We start from the raw sequence: 13,604 nt of genomic DNA, 5'->3' as shown, positions 1-13,604 counted from the left end.
ACGGCCGAAAAATCAACAATCCATGTATCTAGGATTTTGGCGCATCATCGCCCGGAAACCCGCGCCGTTGCTGGAGGTGGGGCGGAAATGTGCCTTGGAAGTGTCAAAGTCGGGTTCGATCCTGCGGGCGAAAGCGAGTCCACGCGCACTATCCCGTGTCCATACGGAGGAACCCAAGCCGTACTCGCTGTCATTGGCCCAAGCGAGTACCTGCTCCTCGGAATCGTAAGCAACGACCGGGATGATTGGGCCGAATTGCTCACGTGAGGTGGTCTGCGCTTCGTGCGCCACGTCGCTAACGACGTGGGGGAGGACGTAGTAGCCATTGTCCCACTGGTCAGGCTCGAGCCTGCGGCCGAGCTCCACCACCTTTGCGGGGCCGGACTTAGCCCCATCGATAAACTTGCACACACGCTCGTACTGAGCCTTGTTGTTCAAGGGGCCGAGCGTTGCCTCCGGGTTCAACCCATGTCCCACCTTGTACTCGGATACGCGTTGGCACAAAGCGTCTACAAACCTGCGGTAGGACGCACGTGGAACATAGATGCGCTTTACCGCGAAACAAATCTGGCCGCTGCGTGTGAAGATCCCCGGCAACATCCGGTCCAGCGTGGCGTCGAGGTCTGCATCGTCGAGGACGATTGCCGGATCGTTACCACCGAGTTCGAGGGTGATGTTTTTTATCGTGTTGGCTGCGCCGGTCATGATGTGACGTGCGGTCGCTGTTCCGCCGGTGAAGGCTACCTTGCGGACAAGGGGGTGGGTTGTCAGCGCTTGGCCCACTTCGACATCCCCTTGGACTACGTTGATTACGCCTTCGGGGAAAAACATGCTCAATCGCTCGATCAGCAGGGTCAGTGCTCCTGCTGCGAAGGGGGATGGCTTGAGGACCAGCGTGTTTCCTGTCGCAAGCGCAGGAGCGAGCTTCATCATCGTCAGCACCACCGGCATGTTCCAAGGCACGATGGCTGAGACTACGCCACGCGGATCCTTCTCTATGCTGATGAAGCTCTGTTCCTCGTCGTGCGTGACAGGGTTGAAGAAGCGCTCCGCGAGATCGGCGGTGTGACTCAGCACTCCGTATCCCAGCGCAAAATCGGCCTGAGCCTCCCATGACACGCCTCCGTGTTCGCGAACAAGGAGGGGGCCAAGTTCGGCCGAGTTGGCTTGGACAAGCGCAGCAGCCTTCGCAAGTGATGCCGCACGCTGAGCCACCGGCGTGTCTCGCCAGCCCGGGAAGGCTCGATAGGCCTGTTGGACTGCCAGGTCTACATCTGCCGCCGTACCGATAGCAATTCGCGACGCTACCGAGTCCAGGCGGCCCGGGTCATAGTGCGCGCGGTACTGATCTGCAGTGGCTCCACTAAACAGATGGCCTATGGCAGGCGGGGTGAAAGGCTGCATTTTTGTGTTCATCTCGTGTCTCTCCGTCGATGATTGGGGGCGCTGTTTTGCTGGCGGAGCGCTCCTCTTGCAGCCCGGGTGCGTCGAAGCGTGCGGCAGTGAGGTTGGACGGGTTCGGTCCCCGTCGCATCAGGGGGCAGAGGGCATGTTATTGGGGCCTAGGCCGGTCTGGACGCCGGCCTTCAGCTCGGCTTTCCGCCTGTCGCTGAACTCGGCCAAGGCACATGCGAATTCCGTCTGGGCTTCCGCGGAGATCGGTGCTCCACACTCGTAGCATGCGCTCTTGATGCGGTCGACCCAGCGGCAGCCACAGTTGTCGCAGGCGAGCTCTGGAGCGCCGCGGGGATTGGTGAAGATCATCGGCAGGCCCCCATGAATGCAAAGCCCAGCGCTTCAAGCAACTCCTCGTAGCCGAGGGCTTCTAGGTCGCAACGCCTGCGCAGCATGTAGCAAACGACCTCGCCGGAGCGAATTCCAGCACGCAGCACATCGAACAGCCCATTCCGGGCTACGGCAACGATGTCGCCCAAGGCCGAATCGTTGGCAGCCATTAGCAAGTCCACCCCTGCATTGGCGTACCCGGGAAACGTGGCTAGGCAAGCCCCAGGGCCGCCTGCAGCAGCCTCCCACACGAGCATCTGCGCCGGTGCCGAGCGCGCGATAAGGCCGATCCGGGCCCCCTCATCCAGGGCCTGGAACAGCTCTGGTCGAGCCGCTGCGGCAGCCCGCCAAGCCTGCGGATCGGGAAGCGCGGCGCTATTCATATCCGTACACCCAACCGGAATCCTTCCTGGATCGCCTGCTCAAGGCCGCGGGGGACTACTGCATCGCCGATACCGTGGAGTTCATCGACCATCCACTCGAACTCATGGAGTAGATCATGGGCCGGCTTGCGCGATGCGGCGAGTAGCACGGTATCGGCAGGGACAAAGCTTTCTTCGCCCTTGTCATTGAGGACGGTCACTCCATCGGTCGTAATCCGCGTCGGGCGGCTGCTCGTGAGGCAACGGATACCCAACTCGTCGACCCAGGAAGCGTGACGCCACTTGAACGACGGTTTGATATCGCCGGCGATACGTTTTTCGCGCTCGACCACGGTGACCTCTGCCCCGTTCTTGCGGAGGGATTCGCCTACGGTAAGACCTATCTTGCCTCCGCCGACAATCACCACCCTGCTACCGGTCTTTACCCGCCCGTGCGCGACATCGAGCGCATCGATCATCAACTCGTGCCCCTCGACCGTGCAATGGCTGTCGTGGTCGATAGTTGCGCCAGCCGCGACGACGCAAACGTCGTACTGATGCAGGACGCTGCGCATGAACTTTGCGTGGACCTCGGTGTTGAGCCGAATCTCAACCCCGACCCGCTTCGCGACCGCTTCGTAATGCCGGATGATCGAATGAAGATCGTCCGGGCGAGCGAGATCGTTGGCGGCATACGCATAGAGGTTGCCGCCGATGCGCCCAGTCTTCTCGAACACGGTGACTTCGTGCCCCCGCTTGGCTGCCGTGATCGCGCACTCCATGCCCGCCGGCCCCGAGCCGATCACCATGATCTTCTTCTTCACAGTGGTGGGCGTGACGTGATATTCGGGCTCCACTTCGTGCCCAAGAGCCGGATTCATCGTGCAGGTGTAGGGCAAGTCGCGGAACAGACGCGACAGGCAGTTGAGCGAACCGACACAGCGGCGAACCTCGTCCAAGCGATCCTCGGCGGCCTTGTGGATCAACTCCGGGTCGGCCAGCAGGGGCCGACAGACTTCCCAAAAGTCGAAAACGCCGTCACGAATGCAGTCGTTCGCCATGCGAGGATCGGGAAGGCGGTTGCCGAATGTGATCAAGGTATTTGGGAACGTCTTCTTTGCCCGCTCGGACAGATAGTTCCAGTAGCCGGGAGGGATGTCGCGACCGATGGATGACTCGGGCGCTTCCTGCCAGCCTACCGTGACGCTGATCATGTCGACGCCACAGTCCACGGCCTGCTGCATCAACTCGAAGCATTCGTCTTCAGTATTTCCACCCCATTTATCCATCAACTCGGCACCGTTGAGGCGCACGATCAGCGGATTGTCGGGAGTCGCCTGCTTGATGCCGTCGATCAACTCCCGCATGAAGCGGCCTCGATTCTGAATCGAGCCGCCATATTCGTCCGTTCGCTGGTTAGTGAAGCGAGAGTTGAAGTTGGCGAGTAGGTATCCCATGAAACTGGTGATCTCGGTACCGTCAAATCCGGCGCGGATACAGCGCTTCGCAGCGTCAGCGTGCTGGCGCACACAGTCTCGGATCTCCTCCGTCGTCATGATCTTCGGCGGCCTGAAGTGAGGAAGCGTCTGCGGCACGTCGGATGGCTGGACGCAGTAGCCGAGATCGATGCCGCCATAGCGGCCTGCGTGCAGGATCTGTTGAATGGCCATCGCACCCTGATCCTTGATCATGGCGGCGATCTTCTCGAACTGGGGTAAGAACTTATCGTCGTAGATCGCGACTTGGCGGAAATAAGCCTTACCTTCGCCCAGGGGGTCGGGATAGGCACCTTGATTGGTGATGATGCCGCAGCCTGTATCGGCGATTACCTTGACGCGCGCCAACTCACGCTCGGTGATGAAACCATCTCGCGTGTTGTAGTTCGATACGCAGCATGCACCATACTTGATGCGGTTCTTGATCTTGAAGCGCCCGAATTGTCCGGGCTGGAACAGATGGGGAAGTTTTTGTTCTCCGGAACGCATGTGTGCTCTCCTAGAAATCGGGGGTCAGGACTACACGCTTCTTCAGTTCGCCGTGATGCGCCAGTTCGAATACCTGAGCGATCTGGCTCATTGGCCGCTCCTCGACGAATGGAGCGAGTGCAATTCGTCCGTCGAGACACATGCCAAGCACTTCCGGATACTTTTCCGGAGTACAGCCCCATGTGCCAATGATTTCCGCATCGAAGGCCATCAGTCGCGACAACATGTAGGTGGTCTGATCGGTACCGTAGCCAACCACCACCAAGGTTCCGGTGTAGGAGAGGAGCGCCAAGGCAAGCTCTTGCCCCGCTTTCGTTCCCGTCACTTCGAATATTTTCCATCCATAACCCGAAGGAAGCCCGCGTTCGACACAATATTCAGTGATCAGCTTCTTCAAGTCCTTCGGGGAGCGCCCCTTGGGATTTATGGTGAGATCCGCACCATAATCCCTCATCATCTGAAGCTTCTCTTCGTTGATGTCGATCCCCACAACTGCCGCGCAGCCCATGCCTTTTGCCACCTGGGTCATGAACGAGCCCACTCCTCCTGCCGCGCCGATCACGATCGCCCGATCGCCCGGTTGCAGTCGCGCGCGAAGTCCAGCCTGGTAGGGCGTAGTTACAGCATCAGCGACGACCGCCAGATGTTCGAGCGGAACCCCCCCGCGATCAGGCACAACACAAAGGACGTTCGCTGGAACGACGATATGACTCGAGAACCCACCATAAATGCCCATCGAATATCCCGGCATGCGTTGTGACAAGCAGCGATTCCCCCGCCCACTCCGGCAGAGTTCGCATTCACCGCATGGAATGACGGCAGGGACGATGACTTCCTTGCCGATCACCGCCTCGTCGCCGGCAATCACGACACCGCTGATTTCATGCCCGAGCGACAGCGGAGGCTGCTGGATGGTGGGGACACCCATGTAGAAGTAAGACAGGTCGGTGTGACAGACGCCGCAACCCGCAATCTCCACGACTGCATCCCCCGGGCTGAGCTCAGGCATCGGGATCCGAGTGCGCTCCAGAACGCCAGGGGTAGTCATTTGCCATGTATCGATGTGCTTGGGCAGCATCGGAAATCTCCTCATACGAACCGGTGAATACGACTATTTCAGGGGCCTTCCGCATGCTACTCGCGGCAGACGCCTGCTCCAAAATATTGCGCAACGTATTGTTATTGTTGGATTTTTCTCTCAACAGGGGTGGACCTGACGGCCTCTGTAGCGCATCATTACACCTCTATAAAAATTACAAAACGGGCTATCAAAGATAGTATGTATTGCTGGAGACAATAATGCAGGAACTTGAACTGAAGGACCTCGACCTGAACCTGTTGGTGATATTTCTCCAGCTGTTCCGGGATCGACGCGTCACTACTGCCGCTGAGGCGCTTGATCTCTCGCAGCCCGGAGTCAGTAGTGCCCTCAACCGCTTACGTCGACTTCTGGGTGACGAACTGTTCTACCGCACGGGAAGGGGGATGCAACCAACGCCTTATGCAGAAGAGCTAGCTGAGCCCATCGAAGAGGCCTTGGCTCTGATCCGGCAGACCGTAAATCAGCGTTCCGCCTTCGACCCGCTCACGAGCTCCCGCCGGTTCGTGATCGGCATGACGGACGTCGGTGAAATTTACTTTGTTCCTTCCCTGATGCGGATCATCAGCAAGCTGGCTCCCGGGGTAACAATCAGCACCGTTCGGAACAGCAGGGTGAATCTGAAGGTGGAAATGGAGGATGGTCTGGTGGACTTGGCGATCGGTCTTCTGCCCGACTTGAAGAATGATTTTTACCAACGCAGGCTTTTCCGGCAGGGGTACGCATGTCTGTTCCGCGTCGGCCACCCTTTCGACGGTGTTCCTTTCGGCGTCGATGAATTCGCTGCTGCCGAACATGTGGTGGTGGTTTCATCCGGTACGGGACACGGGAAAACCGATGAGTGTTAACGGCGGTCGATTCCCGCACAAATCCGGCGTCCACCGCCGGCACGGCACAGCATGACCTTGATCTGGTGAGCGGATAGCGGCTGTTTGCTTGATGGGGTCAGGGGCGTTGGAAGGCGCCCGTAGGGCGACTGGAAACGCCCCTGACCCCGGCGCGCCGATGGCGGGCGGGGTGTTCGTGCAATCGGGAGGGAGGGCGTTTGGCACCCGAGTGGCCGATGCGCGCACAATCGGGCTCGGCCTGTGGCAACGCAGGCGCGACACCGGCTCAAACCGCCAAGTCATCCCCAGTGTCGCGCCCCGCACCCGCGCAAGGCTGCGCGGTCGTTGCGCCCGTAGTCTTTCACGAAGTGGGCGCTGGCGTCGAGTCTCCCACGGGCCTCAAGGCCCCATGGAGTCGACCGGACGACGCTATCTCTGTGCCGCGTGCCGCGCGGCAGTGCTGATCTGCAGCCACTGTGATCGGGGGCAGCGCTATTGCGCCGCCGGCTGCGCCCAGCGTGCCCGCGCGGCCTCGCTGCGGGCAGCCGGCACGCGCTACCAGGCGAGCTTTGCGGGGCGCCTGGCGCACGCGCAACGCCAGCGCCGCTACCGCGCGCGACGCCAGGAAGTGACGCATCAGGGTTCCCCGCCGCCGGCCCCGCCTGTTGAAGTAAGGACCGCGCCGACCGTGCCCGAGTCCGTACCGTCCGCGAGCGGGCAGTGCCACCTGTGCCACCGTGTGCTGTCCCCGTTCGTGCGTCAGGACTTCCTGCACTCCCCGGTTCGGCGCCCCTGTCCGCGATCCGAACGGAGTCCGCCCCGCCATGGCCCTGTCCCCTGAACACGAAGCGCAGATCCTGCGCTACTACCACGCCGAGCGCTGGCGCATCGGCACCATCGCCGTGCAGCTCGGGCTGCACCGCGACACCGTCGCGCGCGTGCTCGCCCAGGCCGGCCTGCCCCGGCACGGCCCCGTGCAGCGCGCCTCGGCGATCGACCCCTATCTGCCCTTCCTCCACGAGACGCTCGCGCAGTTTCCGCGCCTTACGGCCGCGCGGCTCTACGACATGGTGCGCGCACGCGGTTACCCCGGGCGCCCCGATCACTTCCGCCACCTCATCGCCCGCCACCGCCCGCGCCCGAGCGCCGAGGCCTACCTGCGGCTACGCACCCTGCCCGGCGAGCAGGCCCAGGTCGACTGGGGGCACTTCGGGCACCTGACGATCGGGCGCGCACGCCGTCCGCTGATGGCCTTCGTCATGGTGCTGTCGTGGTCGCGCCAGATCTATCTGCGCTTCTTCCTCGATGCGCGCATGGAGAACTTCCTGCGCGGCCATGTCGGCGCCTTCGAGTGCTGGGGCGCGGTGCCGCGCATCGCCCTCTACGACAATCTGAAGAGCGCGGTGCTCGAGCGTTGCGGCAACGCGATCCGCTTCCACCCGACCCTGCTCGCGCTCGCCGGCCACTACCGCTTCGAGCCGCGCCCGGTGGCGGTGGCGCGTGGCAACGAGAAGGGGCGCGTCGAGCGCGCGATCCGCTACGTGCGCGAGGCCTTCTTCGCCGGATGCGCCTTCGCCGATCTGGACGACCTCAACGCGCAGGCCCAGGCCTGGTGCGAGGGCGCCGCCGGCGCGCGGCGCTGCCCCGAGGACGCCTCGATGACGGTGACCGAGGCCTTCGCGGCCGAGCGCGAGCGCTTGCTCGCGCTGCCCGAGGCGCCGTTCCCGACCGATGAGCTGCGCGCGGTGTCGGCGGGCAAGACTCCGTACGTGCGCTTCGATCTGAACGACTACTCGATCCCCCACACCCATGTGCAGCGCCCCCTCACCGTGTGCGCCGACCCGCTGCGGGTGCGCATCCTCGACGGCGAGGACGTCATCGCCACCCACGCGCGCAGCTACGACCGCCGCCAGCAGATCGAGTGTGCCGCGCACCTCGAGGCGCTCGTCGCGCACAAGCACGCGGCCCGCGCCCACCGCGCCACCGACCGCCTGACGGCGGCCGTGCCGGCCTGCCAGGCGCTGCTCGCCCAGGCCGCCGAGCGCGGTGAGCCGCTCGGGCGCACCACGCGTGCGCTCACCGACCTGCTCGATCGCTACGGGGCGGGCGAACTGGCCGTCGCCGTCGACGAAGCACTCGCGCGCGGCGTGCCGCATCCCAACGCGGTACGCCTGGCGCTCGAGCGCCGGCGCGAGGCGCCCCCGCCGCTGGGCGTGCCGCTACCCGCGCATCTGAAGACGCGCGACGTCACCGTGCGCGCCCACCCCTTGGCCGGCTACGACCGCCTGCTGGAGGACGACCATGACGACGCCTGAACCGCTGCTCGCGCGCGCCCGCGCGCTGCAACTGCACGGCGTGGTGAGCCACTGGGCCGAGTGCGCCCAGGCCCCGTGGATCGCCCCGCTCATCGAGTGGGAGGAGACCGAGCGCGCCCGACGCTCACTCGAGCGCCGGGCTGCGCTGCGCGCACATCGGCCGCTTCAAGCCGCTGGCCGACTTCGACTGGCGCTGGCCCGAGCAGTGCGACCAGGCCGCCATCGCAGAGCTGATGACGCTCGGCTTCCTCGAGACCGCCACCAACGCCTTGCTGGTCGGCCCCTCCGGGCTCGGCAAGACCACCATCGCGCAGAACATCGCCCACCAGGCGGTGCTGCGCGGGCACACCGTGCTCTTCACCACCGCCGGCCAACTCCTGGGCGAGCTCGCCGCGCTCGACTCCGACTCGGCGCTGCGCCGCCGCCTGCGCCACTACGCCAGCCCCACGCTTCTGGTGATCGACGAGGTCGGCTACCTCTCCTACTCGAACCGCCACGCCGATCTGCTCTTCGAGCTCATCAGCCGTCGCCACGAGAAAAAGAGCACCCTCATCACCACCAACAAGTCCTTTGCCGAATGGTCCGAGGTGTTCCCCAACGCCGCCTGCGTGGTCGCGCTCATCGACCGCCTGGTCCATCACGCCGAGATCATCGCCCTCAAGGGCCCGTCCTGGCGCCACAAGGAAGCCCAGGAGCGCGCCGCCACCAACGCCCGCAAACGCAAATCCGCACGGAGTCCCGCATGAAGACCGACCACCCGCCGTCCGGGCTGCTGCGCGGTCTGGACCTGCTCATCGACGCCGACTGGACGCCCGAGCAGGCCCGGGCCGTGATCGAGCTGCTCGACGATCTGCGCGAGCGCATCTGGGCGCACTACGAGCTCGCCCTGTTCGAGCACTACCGCCAGGACCGCCTCACGCAGGCCGAGCTGCCGTTCGACGATCCGTCGTTCTGATCGAGCCCCGCCCCCCAGCACAACGAGGGCCGACGCGCGCGGCCCTCGTGCCGTTTACGGCGCCGCCGGCGCCCACTCGACGACGCCGTTTAACGACGCCAGATTTGTGCGGAATCAGGGAGCCGGCAACAATGAGCTCATCGAACGCTCCGCCGTTCGGCGCAACGTACGACTACGAGTACCCCACTTCGTCGCGCTACCTTACATCCTTGAAGAAACCGATCTCGTTGCCACTGTCCCCGAGAGAATTGCAATGCGTTTGGCGTCATCCTTCCCGCTGCGCTTCGTACCCCATCCGTTGGACCTTCCGGATATCCAGATTAACCTCTTCTGGCACGCCAAATACCATCGTGACGCAGGGAGCCAGTGGCTACGCACCTTGATTTGCGAAACATTTGGCAATTGAGTCTTGGCTAGGAGCTAATCGGCCTTCCGGGGGTATAAATATGACTAGCTTGTTGATACAAGCCCAGCTACCTTGAAGAGCCCTTTAGCCTGTCATAGGCAGAATACATTATCCTTCGCCAGGCTACGGCTTGGCCGGATGAAACGGGTGGCGCCATCAAGGCCGTCTTGCTCGCGGGCGACCACCCCGCAAGAAGGCGACTCGTGTTTAGCCCGTTTCCCAGATCGAGTTCCAATCCGCCTTTGCGGCGGTGGCGGCCGATGAAGTGCAGGTCGCGCATCTGTTGGCAGACATTCCCCAAACAGACGGCAAGCTGATTCGCATCATCGGGCAGGTGCTGGCGAGCTCCACGAAGACACTGATGGGGCCCTGCTACAAGCTGTGGCAGTTGACCTGCTTCCAGAATATCGGGATCGCAGCCTTCCGGCGCCCAACATGGGCTGAATCTTCGTCATGCGAAGCGATTCAAGGCGAAAGCGAGGCCCCAATGTGCCGGTCGGTGACAGCATCTCGCGGTGAAATGCAGAAACTTCGTGAAGAGGCTGAACCAGGTTCGGCGACCGTCATCACCGTGGGATTCACTGATAACCGCAGGTTATTCGAGGCGCCCGCCTGTCCTTGCAGTTTGTTCGAAGCCCCCCGGGGCCCCCGCGCCACGAGCAGTGCCGTGGCGCGCGGAAGCTCTTCTTGGCGAAATCAATTCATGCGGCAACCGCGCGCAGGGTCGGCAAGCTTGGGAACCGCAATCTCCACGATCGTGTTCTGTTTACCTTCGGCCCTGCGTAGGTAAATATCCTGCACCGGGTTGTTGGCTGCCGACAAATTAAAGCTGCCGCGTGGACTTTCAATCTTCGCCGCGCTCATCGCCTTCATAACGGCCTCTTTGTCAAACTTGCCTGAAGGAGAGCCCGCCAGACCCGCCGCCAACAACTGGGCTGCATCATATCCCTGCACGGCGTAGACGTCAGGCTGCACCTTGTGGGCTGAGACGTACCCGGCTCGGAACGCCTTGTCTACCGGATTTTCGAGGCCGTCAGCGTAGTGCAGCGTGGTCAGTAGTCCTTCACCCGCGCCACCCATTGCCTCCAGCGTCCCGTCAGTCAGGAAGCCCGTTCCGTAAAGCGGAAGATTTGCCTTGAGTCCTGCGGCTTCATAGTCCTTAACAAACTTGGCAGCTCCGCTGCCGGCAAAAAAAACGTACACCGCGTCTGCGCCGAGGCTGCTGATCTGCGTCAGGAAGGGCTGAAACTCCACGCCGGGGAAAGGCAGGTACAACTCGCTAATCACTTGGCCACCTTCCTTTTCGAAAGCTTCCTTGAAGCCCCGCACATATTGCTCGCCAGCCGCGTATTTCCAGGTCAGGGTGACCACCTTTTTGTGCCCTCTTGCAGCCATGACTTTGCCCATGGCAAACGCCGGCTGCCAATTTGAAAACGAAGTTCGGAAAACGTTCGGGGCGCACAGCTGGCCAGTGAGTTCGTCGGCGCCCGCATTCGGGATGATGGTCAAGGTCTTGTTGTCGCGGGCTACCTTTGCCATCGCTAGTGCAACACCGGAATGGACTGTTCCTACCAAGACATCGACTTCGTCCCGCTTGACAAGACGATTAGCATTTTCGGTTGCTTTGGCTGGATCGGACTCGTCATCGACCACGAAATACGTTACCTCGCGTCCAGCGAGCTTACCACCATGTTCGTTCACATACTGTCTAAAACCGTTGGTGATTGCGGTGCCGAGTGCGGCATAAGTGCCCGTATACGGAAGCATCAAGCCAACTTTGACTTTGTCTTCAGCGTTAGCGCTGCTCAAGGACATTAGCGCCGTCAAGCCAAGACCCAGTGCTGTGGCAGAAAGACGTACCCGTTTGCGATTGTTCTTTTTTGTCTCCTCTTGTGCGTGCGAGCGGCTGTTAAGCAAAAGGCGTGAGTGCTTGCAAACTTCACCTGAAAAAATTCGCCGAACTTCTTCAGGCTCATTAAAATAATCTCATCGTGACAATCGGCCTTCTTGAATTCAATCTCCTTGGCTTTTCTGCGGCGACACTGGATGCTTTAATTCTTGGCGGCGATTTTTTCTGTTGTAATTCTTGCGGCGATAATCTCGCGCAACTGTCGCTTTAGAATTTTACCCACGGGGCTTACAGGAAAAGCTTCAATAATCTCGAGGCGCTCGGGAAGCTTGAAGCTTGCAATTTTTTTTGATCGAAGAAAATGGATAAGCTCCTCGAATCCAAGGGTCTCATCGGCTCGCGGGCGAACGAATGCGCAAGCCTTCTCACCGAAAGTGTCGTCCGGCATGGCCACCAGCGAAACCTGAAATACCTTTGGGTGCTGCAGAATCAAATTCTCGACTTCCTCGCAACTTATTTTTTCGCCGCCGCGGTTGATAAAATCCTTTTTCCGGCCTTCGGCAAAAACAAAACGGCCCTCTTTGCGAACGATATCGCCCATCAGGTAAAAGCCATCCTTTGTAAAAGCGGCGCTGTTTATTTCCGGTGCATTGAAGTAGCCGCGGATCGTGTAGGGACCACGAGTGGCAAGTTCACCGGCTTCGCCGTCAGGAACTTCGTCTCCGAATTCGTCAACGACCTTGATCTCGTCGTCCTCGCACACCGGAGAGCCTGAGCTTTCGATAACCGCCCGCTCCGCGTCTCCAAGGCGCGTCATGTTGATCAACCCCTCAGCAGTACCGTAGATCTCCTGTGGGAAACAGCCAAGTTGTTGCAAGATTCGCTTACGCAGTTCTGGCGCAAGTCGTGCGCCGCCATTCTGAATGATTCGGAGCGAGGACAGGTCATAGCGTTCGTATGTATTCGAGTTCAGCCAAGTTGTAATTAGCGGAACCGCCGCCGCGATGACCGTGACCTTTTCCCTTTCGACCAAGGAGAACACTTCATTGGCGTCACCGGAGGGAGCAAGCACCACCGTGCCGCCGTAATAGAACGTACCAAGAAAGCCAGGGCAGGCTAGATTGTAGTTATGGCCCAATGGCAGGATTGCCATGAAAACAGTCTGTTCGTCGAGGCTTGCGGCTTCTCCGCAGAGGCGGGCATTTAGCACGTAGTCGTTATGCGTGCGTGGGATCAACTTGGAGATTGAGGTGGTGCCGCCCGACAGGAGCATAGTCGCGACGTCGGTCGGATCGACCCTGATTGAACCCAGTGCAGCCGCGATTTGAGGCGCGGTTCGTTCCTCATTGATCATTTCACTGAGTGAGGCTTGCCCATCTCTCGGGGTGCCAGCGACGAAGATGTACCGAAGGCTAGAGCACTCTTCGCGTAATGTATCGGCCATCACGCGATAGTCGAAATGATTGACCTGATCGGGGATCACATACGCCACTGCCCCGGAAGCATTTATGAAATGCCTGATTTCGGTTTCGCGATGTGCCCGCAACGCCATGACGGGAATCGCGCCGATGCGCGTGAGTGCAAGATATGCATAGATGAGTTCAGGCGTATTGGGTAACTGGAGGATAACCCGATCAAGCGGGCGCAAACCTGCTTCAGTAAATCTACAGGCCAGACGCTCAATGGCCTGATACAAGAATTGGTAGGTAATGCGATTTATCCCCGCCACTAGGGCCACTTTATTTGAATGCCGCTCGACCGTGCGCTTGACCATCTCCGTGACGCCGATGTTTTCCCAGTAGCCTTTCTTGCGATAAAGCTCTGCAAAATCCTGCGGTAGAGGCACATGTCCCGAAAGCATATTTTTTGTCTCCTTCAGTGGCGGCGAAACCGATGGGCTTCGACTAGTGCGCACGGTAAGAGGCTATGGGAGCTACTTCAACGCGTTGGCTGCATTGTGCGTATTGCGCGCATCAATATCTCGCGTAATTTCTGAGGAACTTGGCAAGCGCTACCCCAAC

The 13,604-nt window shown here is 60.9% G+C and carries 10 protein-coding genes; 4 read left to right on the top strand and 6 right to left on the bottom strand.

All coding sequences use genetic code 11. The features are described from left to right. Nucleotides 1–12: 12 nt before the first annotated feature. The 4 genes from TMZ1T_RS19580 to had all read right to left on the bottom strand — a co-directional run bounded on the left by TMZ1T_RS19580 (nt 13) and on the right by had (nt 5,210). The gene (locus TMZ1T_RS19580; RefSeq protein ID WP_012586300.1) at nt 13–1,416 is read right to left on the bottom strand and encodes an aldehyde dehydrogenase family protein; all 1,404 of its coding nucleotides are present in this window, start codon (nt 1,414–1,416) and stop codon (nt 13–15) included. Nucleotides 1,417–1,760: 344 nt separating this feature from the next. Then, complete coding sequence (locus tag TMZ1T_RS21230) at nt 1,761–1,955, bottom strand: hypothetical protein (protein ID WP_012586298.1); 195 nt, start codon at nt 1,953–1,955, stop codon at nt 1,761–1,763. Between the two features lie 209 nt (nt 1,956–2,164). Next, nucleotides 2,165–4,132 (bottom strand): NAD(P)/FAD-dependent oxidoreductase, encoded by a 1,968-nt coding sequence (locus TMZ1T_RS19570; RefSeq protein WP_004301082.1) that lies wholly within the window; start codon nt 4,130–4,132, stop codon nt 2,165–2,167. Nucleotides 4,133–4,142: 10 nt separating this feature from the next. Next, nucleotides 4,143–5,210, bottom strand: coding sequence for a 6-hydroxycyclohex-1-ene-1-carbonyl-CoA dehydrogenase (had, locus tag TMZ1T_RS19565; RefSeq protein ID WP_004301084.1), 1,068 nt, complete (start codon nt 5,208–5,210; stop codon nt 4,143–4,145). 221 nt (nt 5,211–5,431) lie between these two features. Between had and TMZ1T_RS19560 the strand changes: the two genes are divergently transcribed. The 4 genes from TMZ1T_RS19560 (at nt 5,432) to TMZ1T_RS19545 (ending at nt 9,328) form a co-directional block, all read left to right on the top strand. Next, nucleotides 5,432–6,079, top strand: a complete 648-nt coding sequence (locus TMZ1T_RS19560; RefSeq protein ID WP_041589930.1) for a LysR family transcriptional regulator — start codon at nt 5,432–5,434, stop codon at nt 6,077–6,079. 803 nt (nt 6,080–6,882) lie between these two features. Beyond that, nucleotides 6,883–8,373 carry an IS21 family transposase gene (gene istA / locus TMZ1T_RS19555; protein WP_012585351.1) on the top strand — a complete coding sequence of 497 codons (1,491 nt, stop codon included), beginning with the start codon at nt 6,883–6,885 and terminating at the stop codon, nt 8,371–8,373. 140 nt (nt 8,374–8,513) lie between these two features. Next, on the top strand, nt 8,514–9,119 hold the full coding sequence (locus TMZ1T_RS19550) for an ATP-binding protein (protein ID WP_315968373.1): 606 nt from the start codon (nt 8,514–8,516) through the stop codon (nt 9,117–9,119). After that, nucleotides 9,116–9,328, top strand: a complete 213-nt coding sequence (locus TMZ1T_RS19545) for a hypothetical protein (RefSeq protein WP_004359146.1) — start codon at nt 9,116–9,118, stop codon at nt 9,326–9,328. The genes TMZ1T_RS19550 and TMZ1T_RS19545 overlap by 4 nt, the downstream gene beginning before the upstream one ends. A gap of 1,102 nt (nt 9,329–10,430) precedes the next feature. Here TMZ1T_RS19545 and TMZ1T_RS19540 read toward each other — a convergent pair. Next, entirely contained in the window at nt 10,431–11,549 is a 1,119-nt protein-coding gene (locus TMZ1T_RS19540; protein ID WP_144312190.1) for an ABC transporter substrate-binding protein, read from the bottom strand. 236 nt (nt 11,550–11,785) lie between these two features. Continuing rightward, complete coding sequence (locus tag TMZ1T_RS19535; protein WP_012586295.1) at nt 11,786–13,444, bottom strand: (2,3-dihydroxybenzoyl)adenylate synthase; 1,659 nt, start codon at nt 13,442–13,444, stop codon at nt 11,786–11,788. Between the last annotated feature and the right edge of the window lie 160 nt (nt 13,445–13,604).

It is taken from the genome of Thauera aminoaromatica, from assembly GCF_000021765.1.
GTDB lineage: Bacteria > Pseudomonadota > Gammaproteobacteria > Burkholderiales > Rhodocyclaceae > Thauera > Thauera aminoaromatica.
The sequence above is the reverse complement of the archived record's forward strand: the minus strand, read 5'-3'. Positions and strand labels throughout refer to the sequence as shown.

Coding starts and splice junctions, on each gene's coding strand:
- TMZ1T_RS19540 (WP_144312190.1), bottom strand. CDS start 11,549: ATGTCCTTGAGCAGCGCTAACGCTGAAGACAAAGTCAAAGTTGGCTTG.
- TMZ1T_RS19535 (WP_012586295.1), bottom strand. CDS start 13,444: ATGCTTTCGGGACATGTGCCTCTACCGCAGGATTTTGCAGAGCTTTAT.
- istA (WP_012585351.1), top strand. CDS start 6,883: ATGGCCCTGTCCCCTGAACACGAAGCGCAGATCCTGCGCTACTACCAC.
- TMZ1T_RS19580 (WP_012586300.1), bottom strand. CDS start 1,416: ATGAACACAAAAATGCAGCCTTTCACCCCGCCTGCCATAGGCCATCTG.
- TMZ1T_RS21230 (WP_012586298.1), bottom strand. CDS start 1,955: ATGGCTGCCAACGATTCGGCCTTGGGCGACATCGTTGCCGTAGCCCGG.
- TMZ1T_RS19570 (WP_004301082.1), bottom strand. CDS start 4,132: ATGCGTTCCGGAGAACAAAAACTTCCCCATCTGTTCCAGCCCGGACAA.
- TMZ1T_RS19545 (WP_004359146.1), top strand. CDS start 9,116: ATGAAGACCGACCACCCGCCGTCCGGGCTGCTGCGCGGTCTGGACCTG.
- had (WP_004301084.1), bottom strand. CDS start 5,210: ATGCTGCCCAAGCACATCGATACATGGCAAATGACTACCCCTGGCGTT.
- TMZ1T_RS19560 (WP_041589930.1), top strand. CDS start 5,432: ATGCAGGAACTTGAACTGAAGGACCTCGACCTGAACCTGTTGGTGATA.